Origin of the sequence: Acidicapsa acidisoli, from assembly GCF_025685625.1 — a bacterium.
Classification (GTDB): domain Bacteria; phylum Acidobacteriota; class Terriglobia; order Terriglobales; family Acidobacteriaceae; genus Acidicapsa; species Acidicapsa acidisoli.
Map to the genome: position 1 here is coordinate 964,197 of NZ_JAGSYI010000003.1, position 19,999 is coordinate 984,195.

Below are 19,999 nucleotides of genomic sequence, written 5' to 3' on the forward strand. Positions count from 1 at the left end.
CTCCAGAACCGATGCGGTCGATTCGTAATCCGCTCGAGCGAGAGTGACTCCATCGAATCCCCGGATCGCGTGCTCGGCGGAAATATCGCTTGTACGCGATTCAACTCCAGGTATCGATTTTCAATGATTGAATTGAGTCTCAAGAAATCGGGAGCTAGCAAAACAAAAGCTCCCTATTACCTGGTGCTGGCGACGGGGGCTACCCACAGCTACTTTGGACATGACGAGTACGCACACTTCGCTCCAGGATTGAAAAGTCTCGCGGATGCTGAATCCTTACGCAATCACATACTCACGGCCTTTGAAAACGCAGAGTCTGAGGAAAATCCTGAGCGCCGGAAAGCACTGATGACTTTCGTCATGGTGGGCGCTGGACCGACTGGCGTAGAGATGGCAAGCGCAATTGCCGTCATGGTCCGGACGACGTTACGGAAGAACTTCCGTCGAATCGACCCAAAGTCCGCACACATCATTCTAGTTGACATAGGAAAACGCCCTCTTGGAACGTTCGCCGAAAGTCTTTCGGAAGTGGCGAGGCTTCGTTTATTGCGATTGGGCGTAGATGTGCGTCTGGAGAAAGCAGTTCAAGCAATCGATGAAGAAGGCGCAGTGGTTGGCGATGAGCGAATTCCGAGCAGGACGGTGATATGGACAGCGGGAGTTGCCCCGTCGCCGGCCGGTAAATGGCTTGGCTGTGACGTAGACCGTGCAGGTCGTGTCCGCATCAGGCAGGATCTCACGGTCCAGGATCATCCTGACATATTCGTAATTGGCGATACCGCGTCCCTTGATCAAGATGGCCGGCCACTCCCTGGAGTCGCGCAGGTTGCCATGCAGCAAGGGCGTTACGCCGCAAAATCAATCTTTCGGCAGGTCGCCAAGAAATCACAGCTTCCTCCTTTTCGTTACTTCGACAAGGGCAACCTTGCCGTAGTCGGGAAGAATTTTGCCGTGTTGCAGAGCGGGCGTGTCACGATGAGCGGTTTCTTGGCCTGGTTCGTCTGGGCCTTGATCCACATACAGTTTCTGGCTGAGAGCAGCTTGCGATTCAGCGTTTTCCTGCAGTGGGTCTGGACTTACCTCAGTGCAAAGCGCGGTGACCGGTTGATTATTGTACAGCGCAAGAATAGCTGACGAGAGGTTCGCAATAGAGGTTGGGGAAGTAATCTACCTACGGTGGAATGATCTGCGGGACCTGCGGTGAGACCTTCGCCACGGAGTCGGACTATGGGATCTATGGGATCGACTGGCCGCTTGACGAGTTTGACCCGATCGCCGAGGCGCTAGACGCCTCCGCATAGGCTCCGCCAAAGTGAGGCAGGAAGTACAGCGCCGTGGCCTCGGTACGGTACCGGTTCCATACGGTTCGAAATCGTTCCCAGGCTTCGTACCTCGGAAGTCTGCGCACGCAGTTTTTCTAGATCGTCAAGGAACACTTTGGGTTGCTACCGAGGACACCCTGGTTTTTCTTCCGTCAGGCGCGAGGCGATTTCATCTGACGGGTATCGCGGTTGGCCAGATACTTCAAATCGCACAAGCAGCAAACGGGAAATTGTGGATCGCTAAAACGACGAGATCCGTCCGGACCATCCCTCTATCCGATCAGCAGCGGCCTGCTGACGAAACCGAAATCAAGGTCGGTTCCGCGGAAATTCTTTTTGATAGAGATGGCGCCCTGTGGATCACCACCATAGGCGACGGGCTTCGTCGTTCTCCGACTCCCGAGCTGCTGACGGGTCGGATCAAAGAATTCAGCACCGAGGTCGAGTCGTTCACCGCCAAGGATGGATTTGCGCCGATGTTGCCGCGCCATTCTTCAAGGTCGCGAAGGAAATATCTGGGTTGGAACCAACTACGGTGTGGATCGCTTTCCGCAAAACGAACTTGGTACCGGTCACTCTCCCCTTCAAGCCTTGGAATGCTGTTTTGGCTCCCGGAAATGACGGAGACATCTGGGTAGAAGACCTGGAATCCATGGTCCTGATTCACGGGGGATGCACGCATGGTGGTCAGCCGATGCACTGCAATGCCATATCGTGCAAACTTACAGTCTTGTTATAGTCGGTGTTGGCATCCCGTCCCAAATGAATTGGTACGTTGGCCCCTTGCGCACATTCGTAATGAGAGCCGGGCGGAAACAGCAGACGCAGATTCCCTTGGGTCGACGTACGCTCGCATACAAGATCCCATGGGATCCAGACTCCAGTAACTCGAGTGCCAGCGTTTGCGATGCGACGTAACTGTTCGGATCGAGACAGTCCTGTTTCTCAGAAGCACTCCTCAGATCGTGGAAATCGGAATTGAAGTCGGCCAGGTAGTCATCGTAGGTCACGTTGTCGACGAACCGGCTAATTTCTGCGAGAGCCACACTCTTATGAAAAGCCACCTCAGCCTGAGAAGTGCGGACGTCAAAGGCAGCGTACCAGGCACCACGATCCGGGCCATTGAACCTGCTACCTTCGGGTCGTGCATGGGTGTAGGCCGCGTTAACAACACTTGCGTATGGTACCTCGGCAACAAGCTCTTGGGCGCTGATGCCAGGAAGCAGCTGGTGCTCTGCCAGCAACCGGTCGTTCGTGGCATTGTCAAAATCGAAAATGTGAGCCAAGTGATCTCCGTTATTCGCAATGAGGGCGAGTACACTGTCTTCTCTTGGGCTGTACTTCGATTGGATAAGACGATGGGTGTTGTGGCGCCGAACACGCGTAAGAGGTAATGACATCGAGGCTCATCTCATTGTGCAGAGTAGGGGTAAGCGAAAAACCAACTCACAAACCACCCCGACGGGCATCGAGCAGGCGCCGCACAATCTGCATGGCGGGCACCCCACCTCTAGTCATGTATTCCAAAGGCGTGCGGCCTCCGAAAATCCGATTAGAATTTGGAAGCTTAACCCACTCGTCCGCAAGCTGCTCGCTGTGAAGGATGTGGAGAGCCTTAAAGATTCCGATCACGTAAGAGATGCGGAACATCTGATCAGCATCCAGAACCTTGCTCTCGGGATGCTTCTTCATCTCGAAATAAGAACCGTTCGCAACTCCGCCCAAGAGCTCGCGAACATCCTCCGCTCGCAGCTTCCATCGGTCCGCGATGTTGAAAAGCGCCTTCAGCCCCGAAGCGCTGAGCCTCTCGCGCTGCTCTCTAGAGCTCAAGTCGACTAATTCCGGAGGTGAGTACCGGGTGACGGGGTACGCTAGAGTGGCCATCGTCAACAACCTCGCACTACTTTTCTGGATTATTTATACTCCATTTCTGGAGAGGAGTCCAGCTTAATACCTAGGTCGCAGGCGAGTTGGCATCAGGGCGTGCTCGCTCGCATCCCAGGCGGTCAGGATGGAACCAGCGCTGCCAATTTGACGTCGACGACGCGTGACGCCCTAACGAAGAGCTTCTGACCTAACGCCCAGCGGCGGAAAACTTGGGTCCAACTTGGGTCCAATTGCTGCCGAATACCGTGTATTTGGGACTACTTAGACGCACTACCAGCCCAAAAGAATCAACAGCTTAGTACATCGGTTGTTATTTCGGGACCAGGGGGTCGGAGGTTCGAATCCCCTCTCCCCGACCAAGCATTTTATAATCAATAACTTACAAGGATTTCCTGCACGACATTGCTCACTTCTAAGCAAGGGCTGATCAATCTCTCATTCCTTTAGAGTCAATAGGTTACGGGCGAAGATGACTCCCTGGGCAATATCTAGGGGCTCATACGGTATTCTTCCATCCCACAAGCTCTTAAGTCATCTCTTATGAGACTCTTAAAGGCGAAGTTGGCGAAGTCGAAGACGTTTGGATTGCATTCTAATTGGACCCAACTTTTTCTCATGGCTAACTTATTGAAAAGCTTGGAATTACAGCGACACTCTAAAGACCGCGTCAGTTGCGGAATCAGCATAGGTGGATTTACCCTCCAGATGCAGATGTACGTTTTATGTTTCGTAGTTGCTCATGTGGTCTACTTTCTCGACGGTATTGGGGGTTATCCAAACAAAGCCGATGGGCCACTCGCCCACCAAGATCGTGTCCAGCTACCAGGAGGCGCTCGTGTCCGAGTTGTCGCGTAACTTGAACCTGATCAAGAGCCATGGCATGAAAGGAATAGCTGCCGTGGTCGTCGCTGTATCCAGGCTGTAAGCGTTGGCCAAGCTGTTCGATGTCTTTCAGATTGCCGCCTAAGCATCACCAAAGCAAAGATGAACTGTGCATCAGCAAGTTAATGCAACAGTGCCCCACAAACGTGTCGGGCCGCCGCAATGCCAAACATACAATCCACATACGTATTCCTCTATCCCGCCAATTCCCTTTCCGTTCCGCGTCGACGCGCGTCTCTACCGGTTGATCTACTCCCGGATGTACTCAGAGCAGTTCCTCAGCTTGACGCCGCGCGCCTGGTCCAGAACCTTTAAAGGACTGGCCGCGGCTCTGGTCCTTCGCATTCGGCGTGGAACCTTACGGAATGCGGTGGAACTGAAGAATGGAGGGAAAGCGGCTGCCGTATCTGCCCATTGCGCAGGGCTTGGAAGCAACAGAGAGAGCCGGCTCGCCGGCTCTCTCTGTTTGAGACCCCGGTTACGCTAGCTGCGCGTCGCCGTGATTGTCGCAGTGATTTCCGTGCAGATGATGTAAATGGCCGGCGACGAGATAATCGACATGATCGCCATGAGAAACCGCCTCGTGCCCGCAGCCAGGCCCGTGCTTGTGACCATCTTCATGACCTTCGCAGGTGTGATTGGGAGTACAGGCTTCGGGGTTCGAGACAGAGACTTCGATTGAGTGCTCGTCGAGATGTTTCTCGTGGAGCGAGTGTAGGTGCCCATCGTGGAGGGAATCAGTGTGGCGATTGTGCGTCACTGCCGTGTGACCGACATTCGAACCATCCTGATACGAATGCTGCTCGTGGATTGCGTGTGTCTCTGTCATTACATCTCTCCTTCGAATTGTTGGAGGAGCCGCTGACGCTCTCGGACCCAGCCGTGCAATGTCTGATTGCTGATGTGCACGAATTCGCTGTGCTCCTCTCAGTTATGGTTCACCAATAGAGTGGTGCAGACCGTGCGATTTATTCCCGCTCCTGCATTTTTCCCAGTACCGACACAGCCACGAATGCGGCAATTTGGATCTGAGTACTTACACTGAGGGGCCGCGCGTTGGCGGAATAGGCATTGGTGTAACGGCACAGGTTCGACTTTTAGCGGCGAAACGATCTAGGCAACCAAGGCATTCATTTGCGGGCTATCAAGGGGCAGCGGCTTACCAGCTTCGCTGCGAGAGAAGCATTCCCGAATCCTGTTCTGGAGGGAGATAGCGTGTCCTGCTCTCTTGTTGAACATGGGGAATAACCTCGCCATATCAATCATGGGCGCTGCGTATGCCGCTGTGCCGCTCTGAAAATGACACTCGTTGCAGAACAATTTGTTTCGCACGTATTCCTGAGTGTGTTTTGGCGTTTCATCTAAGATGACTTTTCCCTGATGAATCAGCGTTGCTTGTTACAGCGCCGCCGCATCTTCCGGTCTCCTTGCTGATGTGGTTTGCGCTCTTTGGCTGCCGGAGCAACCAGAAGCCAGCGCAAAAAGCAGTGCGGCCGCAAAAGCAATTACCGCTGTTGCTGCAGTGCACCATGTCGAGCGCATAGCAGCCCTCCTAATGGGACAATGCCGGTAGTGAGCGGAACCCATATTGGTGATAGACATCCTGCGCTTCCGGGCTCTTCAGAAAGGCCAGCCACTGCGCAGCGGCCATGGGGTGTGGAGCATTGTTCATGACGCCGCCAGCGTCAATTGCCGTAACATTCTGATTTTCCGGAATTTCGACACCCTGAATCGGATTTCCGATCCTCATCTGAAAGCGAACCTCAGAGGCCCAGGTCACACCCGCATCTACTTGCTTGCTCATGATGCGCATGGGAGTCTGCCGGTGATGGATTTCGGTCAGAATCGTCTGGCCGTTCTTGACCTTGTTCTGATAGACCGCCTGATACAGTTTTTCGCCTCCGACCTTGCGCAGCGAAGCGACAATCTGGTTTGTTACGCCTTCCCACTTTGGATTCGGCATGGAGAGACGGATATCGGGCCGCACCAGATCTTTTAGTGACTCGATGTGTTTAGGATTTCCAGCCGGAACCATGATCTCCAGATCATTGGTCGCGTATTCCACGACGCCGCTCAGTTTGCCGTTAAGCTCCATCTGGCGGACGGCGCGTACTCCGGCTTCATATACGTCGGGCTTCACCTGAATGGTGAGATTGTCCAGTGTGAGTGTGTCATCGGCAGCGATCTGCCGGCGCAGGATTCCGGGAGGCAGCGTCTCGTAGTAAATATGTCCCATCAGTTCTGGGTGCTGCCGCTCAAAAGCCGCAACCAGTTGAGGAAGCACAAAGAGCTGATTGCCTCCGATGAACATGAGCAGCCTCGTATTGCATGGATTGCCGTGCAGATCGGGCACATTGTCCACATCGGAAACATGGAAGACGTAACCTTTTTGCGTTGCTGGGTCGTTAGCTCCTTTGCTCCACGGAGGAGGCGCCTGCGCAAAAACGAGTGGCGCGCCGTGATTGCTAGAAAGATAGAAACAAACTGTGAGAATACTTTCATTGCAAATGCCTTTCCTGAGGACTACACGGTGACGTATGTGTAAGCACCTTCCTTCTGCAAAAAGGCAATCGCTGCAACCATGGAAGCGGCGACCATGACTCCGGGAATACTGGCGATGAATGTCAGGATTGCTGTCCGCAGCATCTTGCTCACTCTCAGATCGGAGACAGGCGACACCGGGGAGCTGCAGGTCGAGGGAACGCATGCGCTCCAGAGTATTGCCCCTCGCGAAGAAGCAGATAGGCCCGGCCCAAGCGCGATTTGACAGCCGATTCGGAGATGTCCATCTTCGCGGCAATCTGCTTGCCCGAGTATCCGTCCCGAATGCGCAGTTCGAGCACGGAACGAAGTAATGACGGCAACTGAGCGATGGCCTTTGCCAGAAGCTCCTCCTGCTGCGCCTGAATCAGTCGCCGCTCCGCGTCTAGCGCGCCATCCTGCAGAACAGAACTCAGCGCCAGCCCAGATTCTTCTCCGGCTTCGTCGATAGAGACCATTGTGCCCCTGCTTTTGCGCAACCGCGACAAAGCAGCATTGACTGCGACTCTTGTCATCCAGGTGGAAAGGCTGGATCGCCCCTGAAAATTTTTCAGGTGAGTAAACACACTCAGAAACGTCTCCTGGAGTGCATCCTCCGCATCACATCGGTCCTGCAAAAGCCGGCGGATGCTTCCCATCAGTCTGCTCGAATAGCGTCGGCATAGCTCATCAAAAGCATCGTGCCTTCCAGCCCTTGCCTCTGAAACCAGAACCGCCTCACAGATGGATTCGTTAACGATGACGTCTGTGGTGCTCATAACCTTCTCCTTCCCGATAGCAGCACCGGCACACCGCCGGCATTTTGTCTCTTTCACGTTCAGGAAACCCTGGAGAGCGCGATTTCAGGCTCAATAACCGCAATCCCCGATTTCACCTGGATAGAGATAAAGTCACGGTTCACGGCTTCACGTTTTCCCTTCACTCCAGAGTTCGGTGGGCGACTTGCGCGAATACTGCCATCGGAGCTATCTGTGCGGCAAAACAAACGCCTAATACGAGACGCAATTCAGGGTGTTTCATGTGGCGATCCTTCCGGTACTGAATGTCGAGCGGTTTGTGTGTTGCGCGAAATCCGCCCTCAGTAGTGAAGTGGCACAGGATGCGCGGATTATTCCGCGCCTGCTACTTTTTCTGCGAAAGAATGCAAAAGACGCGCCAATCAGGGATTTGGTTCCCCACTCAGTCATCAATTGTTCTTAGTCGATCCCTATAGTCGTCATGCAATACGAGACATGAGGTTTCATAACGCCGTGCTTAACGATGCTCGACGAGAACCGCCTGAAATACCGGCGCTGATTCATGACTCGTCCTTAATAAGACCTCATTTATCACTTACCCGCACTAAAACGGTAGGTAATACCGAAATACGAATACGTGAGGGGCGCCCCATGATCATTGGCCGACAGCAGGCTCCCCGGAAAGAGGTGTGCAACTCCGGCATTTACGACCCAGTAATGGTGGAACACATATTTTGCTGACGCATCAAAGGCGTCGCCAATTCCGCTGGTGGCAAAGCCATGGGTTGGAGCGTGCACTACAACTCCTGCTCCAGTGTTATAAACACTGTCAAACCGTGAAGCGACGCCAATGGCTTCCCCCTGGAACAACAGCGAGAGATTCTTTGTCGGCCCAAGGTCGAGATTGACTCTTCGCTGCTCGATGTTCTGGAAGCCAAAGAGATCAAAGAGGCCAAAAGCGTTGTGGTCACTGGGATATTGCTGATCGTAGGTGCCGATGCGGTTGGGGTTCCGATGAGGGTTGCCGGTGGCGTAGTCATACTCTCCGCCAAGCCGGGGCTTCCACGGAAGAGAATCAAACAGATGGGAGACCTTTACAATACCTGCGCCGGCATGAATAGAGTCGTTCGAGTAACTGCCGCGCTGCAGGTCTCCTAAAATGTCGTACTCAAACCCCGCAGGGAGACGGCCCTCCGTTTCAGCTCCGAATGTTGTCTCTACCTCTGAGCCGTAGATTCCCTGTTGGCTCTCCACACGCGGCAAGGCTCTGACCAGAACAAATGGCTGGAGCACGGTATTTGGAATCCACGAACCGATGGTTCCATAGACGCCGTGAAAGGTCAGCCCTGCCCCGTGCGTATCCAGCGAAGTAGGATTAATCTTAACGACCGAGGTACTGAAGATGTCGACGTTGTTCTTGTCCGTTCTGTCACCAAAATGTCCAAAGAATCCATCCCAGCTTCTACTGACATTGGTGAAGTCGCTGATTCCGACGACGCGTTCACTGCCGTACCGCAACTCCTTCCGGCCTGCGTACAGCCGAAAATTATTGTCTTCGTTGTGGTATTCAAGATAGCCCTGGCGCAGATCGAAGGCGTCGCGCATAGTCGGTCCGACAATGTTCACTGGCAACCCTAAAGCGTGTGCGTCAATGAACTGCGCATAGCCAGTGAGGTGGGAGGTAGGGCGAACTGTGAGTCCGCCATAAATGCGGGTCAGGTCGTAGATCCGGTCATTGCCTGGGGTATATTGATAGGAGGTAAAGTCCTCGGTGCGGAGCCTGATCTGCCCATCCAGACTCAGCCAGGAAGGAATGTCATCCTGTTTCCATTGCTCAACCCCGCCTCGGGTCCGCGGGTAATCCGCGTAGGTCTGTGTCTGGGCATATGACATCAAGCACGGCGCCATGCAGACGGCCAACAGGCCGAGCATGCGGAATCGCTTATAGAAATGCAGCCTGGCCGGGGTTGAAAAGTCCTTTGAGAAAAATGGCTCTGCCTCTTCCGTGGCAGCACTTCTGTCATTTGTCGAGATCGTGAATCGGGGGAAGTTCAACATACTTTACCTTTCATTGGATTAGTAAACGAATCGCGGTGGTCGTCATCACTGCCATTGAGACAGACGAAATCCTCCTCCACGGATAACTCCGGTGGACCAGCAGGGACGAGATGAAGGGTGGCGTAAACTTCTACTTGGCTCTCTTAGCTCCAGGCACGCATCTATTGCAGCCAGGAGCTATGTCATTGAAAGAGATACCTGCATTGGATTCGCCTAAATCCAGGCTTTGGCACCCAACGCCAGATCTACAGTCACCGCATAGGTGCAGTACATGAGCCAGACACCAGTAATAAGCTGAAACAAACCAATAATGCGATTACCTGAATTCCAAGACAATAAGCGGGTGGGAACTTCGGTGGCATAGATCAAGGTTAGGCCGACAAAGATGATCATCACGGGAATGTCTCCGGACCGCCAAAAAACGTCGACGCCCAGAATGCTGAGAAACAGGAATGCTATGGCCATCCAACCATCGAGCTGTGCGGCGGAGCCGATATATCGCCGATGGGCCATCGCGAACCAGTGAATGCCGTAAGCCGTGAACGCGAGGCCTGCCATATACAAAGGAGCCGCATTGCGGAAGACGTTAAACCACGTCAATCCGGTCAGCAGGTAGATGCCGGTGAGGAACTGCATGAAGCCCGGCATCCAGAAACCCCATAACCCCATGGATCGGTTGACCTCGGGACTGGTCTTAGGAAACCCAAGCAAGGCTTGGCCACCCCAGATAAAGTAGCCAGTACCCAAGCCGAAAAAGCCGATAGCGACCGGCACAAAGGGAGAACTTGCAAACGTGAGTGTTTGCGTTTCCATTCTGTAAGACCTCTTAAGAATTGTGAGTTAATAGTTGTGTCGATAACTGCGGTGCGGAATGACTACTGTGAGTCCTTCAGCATCGCCATAAGATGAGCGGCTATCCTGCAATCACCACCTGCTTCTCTGCAGGGAACTTCCGGATGGTTGCCTCATCGATGTTTAGGTGTGCAGTCACCATCTCAGGAGGGAGCCGTCTGATCCAGTTGTTCATGGAGAAGTCCATGTATTGGTCGGCCTTGAACATTTCGAGAAAGACGAGATCGGTATCGCCCGTATTCTCGATGTAATGACCGGCTACGGGCGGTATAAAACCAACGTCATTCGCGTTGAAGTCCATTGTGCGAGCCCTGTCTGGAGGCATGAATACAGTCATACGGCCCTTGCCTGCCAGATAGAACTGCCATTCAGAGGCATTTGGATGCCAATGCAATTCGCGCAATGCTCCTGGCTTGAGGGTGACCAGTCCGGCCGCTATGTTCTTCGAGACTGGAAAGTTGCGGGAGTCGACGATACGGACCTCGCCTCCAGATGTTTTCTTTGTTGGTGGCATCGCCGCCATTTTGAAGGTGTACTGGATGGGAGACTCGACACTCCTCCCGCCAATGGCCGCTTTATCCCGCGCCAACGATGCCGGAAGATCGGCGGGAAAGATATAGAGTTCTTCTTTTGGGAGCTTTGCGATGGCGCTTTGATCGAGATTGGAATTCTTTTGCAGGATTTCTGGCGGTGTGTGTGCGACCCACGAAGAGATTAGGAAAGTGTTGTCTTCCGAGAACAGACCTTGATCAAAGACAAGAAGGAATTCGCAACCATCATCCGGACCCAGCCCCTGAATGGAATGGGGATACCCGGCAGGGAAGTACCAGAGGTCGCCCCTGGTCACATCGTCAATGAATATGGTTCCGTCTGGGTTCAGAACAGTGACGCGGGCGTTGCCATAGAGCATGATGGCCCACTCATCTGCCGTGTGCCAATGCAATTCGCGGAAGCTGCCTCGAGTAAGACGCATGTTGACGCCGGTGAGTTCTGTTGAAGGAGGCAGTTCGCGCTGCGTTACCTGGTGCGTCCAGCCCCCCTCTTCCAGGCGTTTCCTCGCTATGTCAAAGGAATACCAGATGGGGCCGATGTCCCCATGATCGGTCGGAGGTGGCGTGTTCGAATTTGGATTCTCATCAAGAAGTGGCTTGTTTTCCTGCCCTGGATCGCTCGAGGAATGATCCCCTTCAGCATTGCGAGTGTCCTCTCGCTGCTGTGCATTCGCCGCTACTCCCGCAAACGCCACTGCTGCGATTGCAGCAGAACCAACCTCCAGAAAACTCCGTCGCGATGGACTCTCTACGAACTCACTCTCCTTCTCCTTATCAATCATTGGTCTTCTCTCCTGTTCTCGACCCGATAACTCGCGGAGCCGTTGGTCGTTCTGCTGTGCTTTAATGCAGCGTGTTTCATGTGGCTATCCCTCCGGTGCTGAATGTCGAGCGGCTTATGTGTTGCGCGGAATCCGCTTTCAATAGTGAAGTGGCACAGGGTGCGCGGATTATTCCGCGTCTGCTTGCAAAAGAAGCGCCAGGTAGGGATTCGCGCCCTCTTCCTATTTGAGCGTTGCGAGCGCAACACGGTATTGGTAGCGGGCATTCGCACTGTCTATCTCCGCGCTGGATTGCTGAAGCAGCGCCTGACTGAGTTTAGCGATCGAGCTGAGACCAGTACGATCGCGCGCCTGCGCGAGTTGAACGCTAAGGTTTGCCTCTGCTATTAGCTGAGCCGTGACTTTCATATGTTTTGCTCCCTTATGGAAAGTGACGAGGAGGGAATGAAATATCCCAAGCGATCAATGTTTTTCCAAGATTACTTGCGATGCCCATCTTCGCCATGTAGGTGCGCATCTCGCGGTCTCTGCGGTTGAACAGCAGGACATGGGTCCGCCTTCCATCAGACCAAAGACTCGCGCTGCCAGACGTCTTGTGCACCGAATGAAATCCATTCTGTTGCGTCGAACGGGCATCAACGATCGAAGGCCGCACTCATGGGGTAAGTTGACCTCGGGCGTAGTCGAGTGATCTCAATGCAAGGAGGTAATCGAACCGGGTATTGACGGCTTCGACTGTGGCCTGGGTGCTTTGTAACTGAGCCTGGCTAAGTTCCACAATCGAGCTCAGGCCTAACTTGTACCGCGTCTGAGCGAGGTTCAGAGCCTGGGTCGTCTGCTTCTGGAATGCCTCGGCGACCCCAATCCGCCGGAAGGCGGTTTGTGCCGATAGGGTTGCGATACGAACGTCGCGTGCGATGGCGTCTGAAAGTTCCTGGGTTTGCTTCTCCGATGCTCTTTCGCGAAGACGAGCTTCCTGCGCCTGCGCATTGATGCGAAATCCCGTGAAGACAGGCAGTGTCAGATTCACGCCTGCTGCGCCATACCAGTTTGGTGTAAAGATTCCGCCGTCCGGTCTCACGGGGGTTACGCCGCCTATAGCGAGCGCAGAGATGCTGGGCAGGCGTTGCAACTCCTGCGCACGAGCGAACTTCTGGTCGGCCTGGGTATCGAGACGTAGTGCCTGCAGATCCGGCCTCTGCGACTGGGCGTCTTTAATGAGTGCCGAGGAATTGTCAGGCGGCAGAGGAGGTGCTGCGGTCCCATCATCGACGGCGCGATATTGTGTTGCAGGGGGAGCGGCGAGAAGTTCGGCTAACGCGGCTCTGGCCGAAGCGACCGAGTTTTCGGCATCGAGCTGAAGCAGCTGTGCCTGCGAAAGATCAGCGGAGGAGATATTCAGATCGAGGTCACTCTTGAGGGCGTTCTTCGTCAGTGCCAGCGTCAGGTTTTGGACGTCGCCTCTTGCCTTCACTGTGGCAACGGCAACGTCGAGGAGGGATTGCGCATCCAGCAAGCGATAAAACGCCTGGTCGGTAGCGATCAGGACGTCCTGCTCCGTAGCAAGAGCATTCTGTTGCTGGGCCTTTGCCTGCAGGCGGCTATTGGCGACAAGGTCCCTCGTGTGGCCGAAGTCGGTGAGCAGTTGCGACAACGTGCCTCCGGCCCCGGCATGCGTGTAAAGGCGCGAAGAATTCAGTTCCCCTGAGCCAATGCGGCTTGCATCTTCCGCCTTGACCGCGGTCATGTTGCCATTGAGTTGCGGCAGTTCGTTCGAGCGCGTCTCTCTGGTTACCTGGCCAGCCGCAAGGGCAAGAAGATGACTCGCCGTTACGCGGGGGTTGTTCCTCAGGGCCATGCGCTCGGCGTCACCGCGGGTAATGGGTATTGCTTGACCATCCGGCTCCAGCGGAGAAACCTGAGCCGGTGTCGAGGGCGCCTGGGGGATGGACGCCGCAGAAATTGAACTCTGCGCGCATACCGCAAACGGGCAAGCAAGTAAAAAAAACAGGACTGTCTGCTTCATGCTGTTGCCTCCTGAGTGAGCACCACTTGGCGCGATTCGATGCGGCGGTGGATCAACAGGTAAGCGCTTGGCACCAGAAACACCGTCACGATACCCGAAACCGTGAGACCTCCCAGGATGGCTCGTGCCAGCGGGGCATACTGTTCACTGCCGGCCTCAAGTGCGAGAGCCATGGGGATTAAGCCAAGCACAGTAGCAAGCGTGGTCATCAGGATAGGACGCAAACGTACTTTACAGGCGGTGATGATGGCTTCCTCAAGCTTGAGTCCCTGCGCGCGAAGCTGGCCGGTGAACTCAACGATCAGAATGCTGTCCGAAACAACGATGCCGGTCATCATCAGCACGCCCATCAGGCTCATGATGTTCAGCGAGGTATGTGTGGTCAGCAGGAAGAGGATCACGCCGGCGATTCCCGGAGGGATAGCCAGCAGGATGATGAAGGGGTCGACGAACGAGGCGAATTGCGCCATCAGGATCAGGAAAACGAGCACGATGGAGAGGACAAGGCCGATAGCGAAAGACTTGAACGAGTCGTGCATATTATTGACCGAACCGCGAATCGTCAGAATCGTCCCATGCGGGGGATGGGTGCCGTTGACGATCTGACTGACCTGCTTGCTGATGCTGTTCAGGTCTTCCGCCTTGGGCATTACGTAGACGTCGAACACGCGGCGAAGCTGGTAGTGATCTACCTCCGTCGGTGTATTGATCGCTTTGATAGAGGCGACCGTTTCGAGTGGGGTTGTGTTCTTGCCATCCGAGGATCGAAGCGGGATCTGCTTGAAGTCCTGCAAGGTTTGAACCTGCGTCTCAGGGTATTGGACCGTCAGCAGGTAATTGTTTCCGGTCTTCGGATCGATCCAGTAGCTAGGGTCGACCACGCCATTCGACGTCATGGCCGTGATCACGTTATCGACAATATTCTTGGGCGTCAGACCTTCGAGGCTGGCCCGTTGGCGGTTGATGTTGAGGGCAAGACCGGGATAGTCGACGTCCTGCGGAATCAAGACATCGCTGACGCCGTGGACTGCGCGTAAGCGCTGGGCAAGCTGTTGCGCTACCGCGTATCCACCGTCCATATCGTTGCTGCTGACCTGGATGTCAAACGGAGCCGGCAGACCCTGATTGACAATCGAATCGACGAGACCGCCGGTCTGGAAGTAGGTTTGGATCTCGGGCAGATCAGCCGCCAGCTTGGCCCGCACGCGTTCCATGTAAACAAAACTGCTCAGGCTGTGATCTTCCTTCAAGCTGACCTGCACAAAAGCGGTATGCATGCCTGAGTTTGGCGTATAGATCGCCGACAGATCGGGCGTTACACCGATGTTTGAAACGATCATGTTCAGGTCTTTCGCTGCGACCACCTTCCGGACATCGTCCTCGACATGAGCGATGTACTGGTCGGTGAGTTCAATCCGGGTACCACTTGGCGCTTTCACGCTAATGACAAACTGGCCTGGATCGGTGCGCGGAAAGTAGGCCTGACCCAGAAAAGGAGACAAGGTAAAGCTGAGGATGACGAAGGCAGAAAATGCGATGACGACTAAGCCGGGTCTGCCTAAGCAGTAATGGATCGCGCTGTCATAGCGCCCCTGCAGCCAGCCGAACCCTTGATTAAAGCGGTAGACAATCTTCGCGAAGATGTTCTTCTTCTCATGCCCTCCGCGCAAGGGCTCCGGCACAGAATCGTCCTTTTGGGCGGCTTCATGCTCGTTGCCGTGACCGGTATGCTTGATAAAGCGGGAACAGAAGAGCGGTACAACCGTCATCGCCACGAAGTAGGAGCAAAACAAAGCGATCACCACCGCGAGGGCCAGCGCGGTAAACAGATACTTGCTCACGCCTGTGAGCAGAGCCACCGGGAAGAACACGATGGCCGTGCTGCAGGTTGCAGCGAGAACGGCCAACTGGACCTCTTTGCCTCCCCTCTCTGCCGCTTCGCGGCTGTTTGAACCCATCTCGAAATGTCGAAAGATGTTCTCAAGCACGACGACCGAGTTGTCGATGAGCCGTGACAGCGCGAGGGCCATGCCGCCGAGCACCATCGTGTTGATGGAATCTCCAAACGCATCCAGGATCAGAAAGGTTGCGATACAGGAGATCGGGATCGACAGCATCACCGCGACCGTCGCTCGGACATTGCAGAGAAAGAGCAGAATCATCAGACCTGTAAGACAAAGGCCGATGGCGCCCTCGCTGATGACGTTCTTGATCGCCGTTTTAACGAAGACCGATTGGTCGAAGACGACGCTCGTTTTCAAGGCCTCGGGGATGTCGAGCAAATGGGCTGTGGCCTTGCGGACGCCATTGACGATGGTGATCGTATTGGAATCGCCGCCCTGTTTGAGGATCGGGATATAGACAGAATGCTGACCGTCTACGCGGACGATGTTGGTCTGCAACTGGCCTCCGTCTACGGCATGTCCTATATCTCCGATGAGGATCGAGGAATTGCCTACAGTGCGCAACGGAATGCCGTTGACATCGTTGGGCGTAGGCACCTGGCTGTTTGCGTAAATGTTGTAGTCCTTGGGTCCGATGCGGACGTCGCCGGCCGGCAAAATGAGGTTCGAATCGTTGACGGCATGCACCACATCAGTCACGCTCAGCTGCGACGCTTGCAGTTTGAGAGGATCGACATAGACCATGATCTGCCGATAGGTTCCGCCATATGGCTGCGGGACGGACGCGCCGGGTACGTTTGCGACCTGGTTGCGCACGCTGAACTGCGCCAGGTCCTTCAACTGAGTCTGGTTCATTCCGGCGCCCTTGAGCGTGATGAGGCACACCGGAAGATTTGCTGCGTCGAAGCTCAGCACGACCGGCGGCAGTGTTCCAGGCGGCAAACGCCGCAGATTGGCCAATGCGAGGTTCGAGATGCTGCTCACAGCCGCGTTGGGGTCCGTGCCGGGATGAAAGTAAATCTTGATCAGGCTGACACCAGCCAGCGACCGTGATTCGATGTGATCGATGTTGCTTCCCAGGGTGAAGAATCTCTCATCACTGTCCGTGATATCGGACTCGATCTGTTGTGGCGGCATGCCCGCGTAGAACGTGGCAACGACAACAACCGGAATCTTGACCGGGGGAAAGAGATCGACAGGCATCCCAACAATGGCTGCCACACCAACGACCACTACAACCAGACACGCCATCAGAATGAGAAATGGATATCGAATCGCAAACGACGACATGGCTACTTATCTCCCTTATGTGTCTGCTGGTGGTAGGTAACAAGGTCGGGTGAGGCGGCCTGTGGCTTAACTTTCTCGCCAGGTTGCAACGTGGACAATTCGCCGATGATGACTCGGTCTCCCTCGCTTAGACCTCCTGTAATCTCCTGCTGGTTTGCGCCAGCAATGCCGAGGACAACGGACCTTCGCTGAACCCGGTTACTGCCATTGACCAGCATCACGGACGGTTGATCGCCCTGGATAATGGCAGACGGCGGTACGATCAGAGCACCGGTCTTTTGCTGCAACGCGAAGGTGACATCGGCGTACATGCCCGGCGTGAGCGTCAGACCTGGATTGGGGACATCGACCTCGGCAAGCATGGTCCGGGTTGCATTGGAAACATCCCGGGTGTAGCGAACCACCGAGCCGGGAAACTGTTGTCCCGTCGCCTGGACATGAATCATTGCCTTCGATCCCACATGTAGCAGCGGGACATCCTGCTCGGGGATGGGCATACGCAGCCGGAGGACATCGCTTTGGGCGAGACGAACGACGGCTTGGCCGTAATTCTCGGAAGTCCCTGCTGGAATGAGAGAGCCTGTATCGGCGTAGCGCATGGTCACCTCACCACTAAAGGGTGCTGTGATCGTTGCGTAATGGACAAGACTGCTGACACGCAGGTTATCGGCGCGCGAGACGCCGAGCTGCCCCTGCGCAGCGGCCACTGCGGACTTCGCTGCGTCCACTTGTGCCGCGGCCGAGCGGTCACGCGCCAGGGCGTCGTCCACCTCCTGCGCTGCCACCAGCCCCGGCTGCTGATCGGAGGCCTTTTTCAGGCGAACATAATTTGCATGCGCGGCAGCGTAGTTCGCCTCCTCCCGTGCGACCTCGTTCTGCAGCCGCTCGATGTTCTGCTGGGTCTGGGTTATACCGGCTTGTGCGCCTGCGACTTCGGCGTCGAGCTCCGGCACCTCCAGCACGGCCAGCGTCTGGCCCTCGTGAACACGATCGCCAATATCGACATAGATATGCCGGATATAACCAGAGACCTTGCCGTGGACATCCACATCCTGAAAGGGCTGGAAGACGCCAGCTACCGAAAGCTGATTCGCAATCGTGCCGAAACGCGCTGCAATCACGGCGACGGTTGGCGGTGATGGCGACTCAGCGGCAACGCTTTCCTGTCGATGATGAGCGTGGAGAAAAACAAATACGAGAACGATTGCAATCAGCAAACAAGGCACGAGGATGCTTAGGCGCTTGGAGCGCATGGGATTCCTTTCTTCTAAACCGGGAGATTGTTTTGAGGCGCGACCGGCCATCCCGCGGCTCCACTAGTTGTCGCGGGCCCAGGAAGCGCGGGGCGCCCGTTTTGCTATCGGCGGGCGCCAATGGCAACGAATCTAGCCTGCAGTTCTATGTAACGATGCCCATTCGGGCCATATAGGCCTGCATATCCTGCTCGCTCCCTTGAAAGAGGAGCACGTACGTCCTTCGTCCATCTGACCAGCGACTATCGCTGCCTGCTGTCTCGTGGAAGGACTTGATCGTATTCTCAGCGGTGAGACGTCCATCGATAATCAGCAGGCTGGCACGTTCCTCGTTCTTCATCTTGAGCAGTACAGCTTTGTGGCTAGCGACCTTGAGTGAGCTTGCGGCGCGAAACTCTATTCTGCTCAGCTCGGGAGGCAGCCCCGCATTTCCCGACAGAGCATCTGCGCTCCAGGCGAGAAGCTGTTTTTGATCGGTGCTGTTGATCTCCGCAGAGGGAGGCTGACGGAGAAGAGCTGCTACCTGTCGGCTCAGACGCGCTTCCTGGAGCCAGTGCCCGGGCCCGAACGTGACGCTAAGGAGAAGAGCCGCCGCAATGGGTAGCAGAAACCAATTCCTCCAGGTGGACTTTCGTGGCACTTTCTGAAGACGCTCATAGGCCAGGCCTGCGAAGATTTTCGCCTCCAGCGACGGGCTCTCCGGAACCTCTGAAAAGGTCTGGCGAATCCTCTCATCGTTCGCGCTGAAGTTCGCAAACCACTTCACGCATTCGGGGCAGGTTGCAAGATGGTCAAGGAGTGGCTTGGAGTCTAGGAGATCATCCCCCGGACGCCACGCGTACATCTCCGATCTGTAAGATTCGCAACTCATAGGGATTCCGCCTTCTTCATCAGAGCTAATTTCGTGGGTGCCTTCATCAACTCATGCAGTTGTTGTTTTGCGCGGGAGAGTCTGGACATGACCGTTCCAATCGGGAGATCCATCGCTTCGGCAATCTCCCGATAGGAGAGATCCTGGAAGTAGAACAGGACAATCGGGAGACGATGCCGTTCCTCGAGCTTTTCCAGAGACTGATGAAGAGCAAGAGCATCGGCACTGAGCGTGGGCTGGCTTTCCGGTTCAAACAGCATCTCGTCGAAGGAGACTTGCTCTCTCGATTTGGTTCGCCGCCGCATCTGGCTATGACAGTGTCTTAAGATGCCGACAAGCCATCCTTTTGCAAGTTCCAGATCGCGAAGACTTGAACGAGAACGATAAGCCTGCAGGAAAGCTTCCTGAGTCAATTCTTCCGCGTCCGTCCGCGAGCCCGTCCACCAGTAGGCGATCCCGAAGAGGAGCCGCTGGTGTTCCCTTACCCAATCGTTGAACATCTGGTCAGTGATCTGCACCGTAAACCCTCTTGCGACTGCCTGCTCTACCGTCACCAATAGAGTGGGTTCTGCCCTCCTTTTTATTCCAAATAACCTTCGTTTTCCTCACAAATATTCTTCTCAAGGTCCAAATCCGTGATTTCACACGGGTTGAATCGCCTGAATCGGGAAGCAAGTTAAACATCTCGAAGGTTTCCTAAAGAAAAGTGGAAAGGTTCCGGCGCTGAGGAATAAGGCGACTCTCACGTCCAATAGCGTTGCCTGTGAGCCGTCGTGAAAATACGGCGGGGCTCCTAATACGTCGCGCGCGCAGATTCGGCGTCTTGAAGGACGCGATGTCATTCTCTTTCCTGGCGACCAGAAAGCGACCAACGACCGTAGGTCAAACGGCGGATCAGTGAGAAAGATTCGGCGCGCAAGGAATAATCCATGCCTTTCCGGCCACTTCATTAGCGAGTGGCAAATTCGCGAGGATTCAGGCCGCTCGATATTGTGACTTGGAAGGACATCTCAATGAAGCATTTGTTATTGCGTCTCACATTC

At 54.9% G+C, this 19,999-nt stretch carries 19 protein-coding genes and 1 pseudogene; 3 read left to right on the forward strand and 17 right to left on the reverse strand.

Annotation, left to right across the window (positions count from 1 at the left end):
• The first annotated feature begins 123 nt into the window (after positions 1-123).
• Both OHL23_RS21915 and OHL23_RS21920 read left to right on the forward strand, forming a co-directional pair.
• Entirely contained in the window at positions 124-1,134 is a 1,011-nt protein-coding gene (locus OHL23_RS21915) for an NAD(P)/FAD-dependent oxidoreductase (protein ID WP_263354095.1), read from the forward strand.
• Positions 1,135-1,312: 178 nt separating this feature from the next.
• Positions 1,313-1,432, forward strand: a pseudogene (locus OHL23_RS21920) (hypothetical protein); the annotation flags it as partial.
• A 162-nt stretch (positions 1,433-1,594) separates the two neighbouring features.
• Here the strand turns inward: OHL23_RS21920 and OHL23_RS21925 are convergent.
• The 3 genes from OHL23_RS21925 to OHL23_RS21935 all read right to left on the reverse strand — a co-directional run bounded on the left by OHL23_RS21925 (position 1,595) and on the right by OHL23_RS21935 (position 3,206).
• A complete protein-coding gene (locus tag OHL23_RS21925) occupies positions 1,595-1,813 on the reverse strand; it encodes a hypothetical protein (protein WP_263354141.1) in 219 nt (72 codons plus the stop codon).
• 231 nt (positions 1,814-2,044) lie between these two features.
• The gene (locus tag OHL23_RS28980) at positions 2,045-2,722 is read right to left on the reverse strand and encodes an RES family NAD+ phosphorylase (protein WP_396127395.1); all 678 of its coding nucleotides are present in this window, start codon (positions 2,720-2,722) and stop codon (positions 2,045-2,047) included.
• A 46-nt stretch (positions 2,723-2,768) separates the two neighbouring features.
• Positions 2,769-3,206 (reverse strand): MbcA/ParS/Xre antitoxin family protein, encoded by a 438-nt coding sequence (locus OHL23_RS21935; RefSeq protein WP_263354097.1) that lies wholly within the window; start codon positions 3,204-3,206, stop codon positions 2,769-2,771.
• A gap of 742 nt (positions 3,207-3,948) precedes the next feature.
• On the opposite strand from OHL23_RS21935, the gene OHL23_RS21940 reads away from it, so the two are divergent.
• On the forward strand, positions 3,949-4,134 hold the full coding sequence (locus OHL23_RS21940; protein ID WP_263354098.1) for a hypothetical protein: 186 nt from the start codon (positions 3,949-3,951) through the stop codon (positions 4,132-4,134).
• Positions 4,135-4,569: 435 nt separating this feature from the next.
• Here the strand turns inward: OHL23_RS21940 and OHL23_RS21945 are convergent, their stop codons facing one another.
• From OHL23_RS21945 to OHL23_RS22005, 14 genes are all read right to left on the reverse strand, one after another.
• The gene (locus OHL23_RS21945) at positions 4,570-4,920 is read right to left on the reverse strand and encodes a hypothetical protein (protein WP_263354099.1); all 351 of its coding nucleotides are present in this window, start codon (positions 4,918-4,920) and stop codon (positions 4,570-4,572) included.
• A gap of 284 nt (positions 4,921-5,204) precedes the next feature.
• Positions 5,205-5,423 (reverse strand): c-type cytochrome, encoded by a 219-nt coding sequence (locus OHL23_RS28985; RefSeq protein ID WP_396127396.1) that lies wholly within the window; start codon positions 5,421-5,423, stop codon positions 5,205-5,207.
• A 220-nt stretch (positions 5,424-5,643) separates the two neighbouring features.
• Positions 5,644-6,402, reverse strand: coding sequence for a substrate-binding domain-containing protein (locus OHL23_RS21950; protein ID WP_263354100.1), 759 nt, complete (start codon positions 6,400-6,402; stop codon positions 5,644-5,646).
• Between the two features lie 212 nt (positions 6,403-6,614).
• Positions 6,615-6,737 (reverse strand): hypothetical protein, encoded by a 123-nt coding sequence (locus OHL23_RS21955; protein ID WP_263354101.1) that lies wholly within the window; start codon positions 6,735-6,737, stop codon positions 6,615-6,617.
• Between the two features lie 11 nt (positions 6,738-6,748).
• The gene (locus OHL23_RS21960) at positions 6,749-7,390 is read right to left on the reverse strand and encodes an RNA polymerase sigma factor (protein ID WP_263354102.1); all 642 of its coding nucleotides are present in this window, start codon (positions 7,388-7,390) and stop codon (positions 6,749-6,751) included.
• Between the two features lie 570 nt (positions 7,391-7,960).
• Complete coding sequence (locus OHL23_RS21965) at positions 7,961-9,427, reverse strand: alginate export family protein (protein ID WP_263354103.1); 1,467 nt, start codon at positions 9,425-9,427, stop codon at positions 7,961-7,963.
• A 213-nt stretch (positions 9,428-9,640) separates the two neighbouring features.
• Positions 9,641-10,240 carry a hypothetical protein gene (locus OHL23_RS21970; protein ID WP_263354104.1) on the reverse strand — a complete coding sequence of 200 codons (600 nt, stop codon included), beginning with the start codon at positions 10,238-10,240 and terminating at the stop codon, positions 9,641-9,643.
• Between the two features lie 100 nt (positions 10,241-10,340).
• The gene (locus OHL23_RS21975; RefSeq protein ID WP_263354105.1) at positions 10,341-11,612 is read right to left on the reverse strand and encodes a cupin domain-containing protein; all 1,272 of its coding nucleotides are present in this window, start codon (positions 11,610-11,612) and stop codon (positions 10,341-10,343) included.
• A gap of 222 nt (positions 11,613-11,834) precedes the next feature.
• On the reverse strand, positions 11,835-12,020 hold the full coding sequence (locus OHL23_RS21980; protein ID WP_263354106.1) for a TolC family protein: 186 nt from the start codon (positions 12,018-12,020) through the stop codon (positions 11,835-11,837).
• A 247-nt stretch (positions 12,021-12,267) separates the two neighbouring features.
• Entirely contained in the window at positions 12,268-13,638 is a 1,371-nt protein-coding gene (locus tag OHL23_RS21985; protein WP_263354107.1) for a TolC family protein, read from the reverse strand.
• Positions 13,635-16,832, reverse strand: coding sequence for an efflux RND transporter permease subunit (locus OHL23_RS21990; protein WP_263354108.1), 3,198 nt, complete (start codon positions 16,830-16,832; stop codon positions 13,635-13,637). Before OHL23_RS21990 ends, OHL23_RS21985 begins: the two co-directional genes overlap by 4 nt.
• Before the next feature lie 2 nt (positions 16,833-16,834).
• Entirely contained in the window at positions 16,835-18,085 is a 1,251-nt protein-coding gene (locus OHL23_RS21995; protein ID WP_263354109.1) for an efflux RND transporter periplasmic adaptor subunit, read from the reverse strand.
• A gap of 145 nt (positions 18,086-18,230) precedes the next feature.
• Positions 18,231-18,956, reverse strand: coding sequence for a hypothetical protein (locus OHL23_RS22000; protein ID WP_263354110.1), 726 nt, complete (start codon positions 18,954-18,956; stop codon positions 18,231-18,233).
• Positions 18,953-19,474 (reverse strand): RNA polymerase sigma factor, encoded by a 522-nt coding sequence (locus tag OHL23_RS22005; RefSeq protein WP_263354111.1) that lies wholly within the window; start codon positions 19,472-19,474, stop codon positions 18,953-18,955. Before OHL23_RS22005 ends, OHL23_RS22000 begins: the two co-directional genes overlap by 4 nt.
• Positions 19,475-19,999 lie beyond the last annotated feature (525 nt).

Bases quoted from the DNA above. Each gene is read 5' to 3' on its own strand.
- OHL23_RS21915 (WP_263354095.1), top strand. From the start codon at position 124: ATGATTGAATTGAGTCTCAAGAAATCGGGAGCTAGCAAAACAAAAGCT.
- OHL23_RS21925 (WP_263354141.1), bottom strand. From the start codon at position 1,813: ATGGCGCGGCAACATCGGCGCAAATCCATCCTTGGCGGTGAACGACTC.
- OHL23_RS28980 (WP_396127395.1), bottom strand. From the start codon at position 2,722: ATGTCATTACCTCTTACGCGTGTTCGGCGCCACAACACCCATCGTCTT.
- OHL23_RS21935 (WP_263354097.1), bottom strand. From the start codon at position 3,206: ATGGCCACTCTAGCGTACCCCGTCACCCGGTACTCACCTCCGGAATTA.
- OHL23_RS21940 (WP_263354098.1), top strand. From the start codon at position 3,949: ATGTGGTCTACTTTCTCGACGGTATTGGGGGTTATCCAAACAAAGCCG.
- OHL23_RS21945 (WP_263354099.1), bottom strand. From the start codon at position 4,920: ATGACAGAGACACACGCAATCCACGAGCAGCATTCGTATCAGGATGGT.
- OHL23_RS21950 (WP_263354100.1), bottom strand. From the start codon at position 6,402: ATGTTCATCGGAGGCAATCAGCTCTTTGTGCTTCCTCAACTGGTTGCG.
- OHL23_RS21955 (WP_263354101.1), bottom strand. From the start codon at position 6,737: ATGCTGCGGACAGCAATCCTGACATTCATCGCCAGTATTCCCGGAGTC.
- OHL23_RS21960 (WP_263354102.1), bottom strand. From the start codon at position 7,390: ATGAGCACCACAGACGTCATCGTTAACGAATCCATCTGTGAGGCGGTT.
- OHL23_RS21965 (WP_263354103.1), bottom strand. From the start codon at position 9,427: ATGTTGAACTTCCCCCGATTCACGATCTCGACAAATGACAGAAGTGCT.
- OHL23_RS21970 (WP_263354104.1), bottom strand. From the start codon at position 10,240: ATGGAAACGCAAACACTCACGTTTGCAAGTTCTCCCTTTGTGCCGGTC.
- OHL23_RS21975 (WP_263354105.1), bottom strand. From the start codon at position 11,612: ATGATTGATAAGGAGAAGGAGAGTGAGTTCGTAGAGAGTCCATCGCGA.
- OHL23_RS21980 (WP_263354106.1), bottom strand. From the start codon at position 12,020: ATGAAAGTCACGGCTCAGCTAATAGCAGAGGCAAACCTTAGCGTTCAA.
- OHL23_RS21985 (WP_263354107.1), bottom strand. From the start codon at position 13,638: ATGAAGCAGACAGTCCTGTTTTTTTTACTTGCTTGCCCGTTTGCGGTA.
- OHL23_RS21990 (WP_263354108.1), bottom strand. From the start codon at position 16,832: ATGTCGTCGTTTGCGATTCGATATCCATTTCTCATTCTGATGGCGTGT.
- OHL23_RS21995 (WP_263354109.1), bottom strand. From the start codon at position 18,085: ATGCGCTCCAAGCGCCTAAGCATCCTCGTGCCTTGTTTGCTGATTGCA.
- OHL23_RS22000 (WP_263354110.1), bottom strand. From the start codon at position 18,956: ATGAGTTGCGAATCTTACAGATCGGAGATGTACGCGTGGCGTCCGGGG.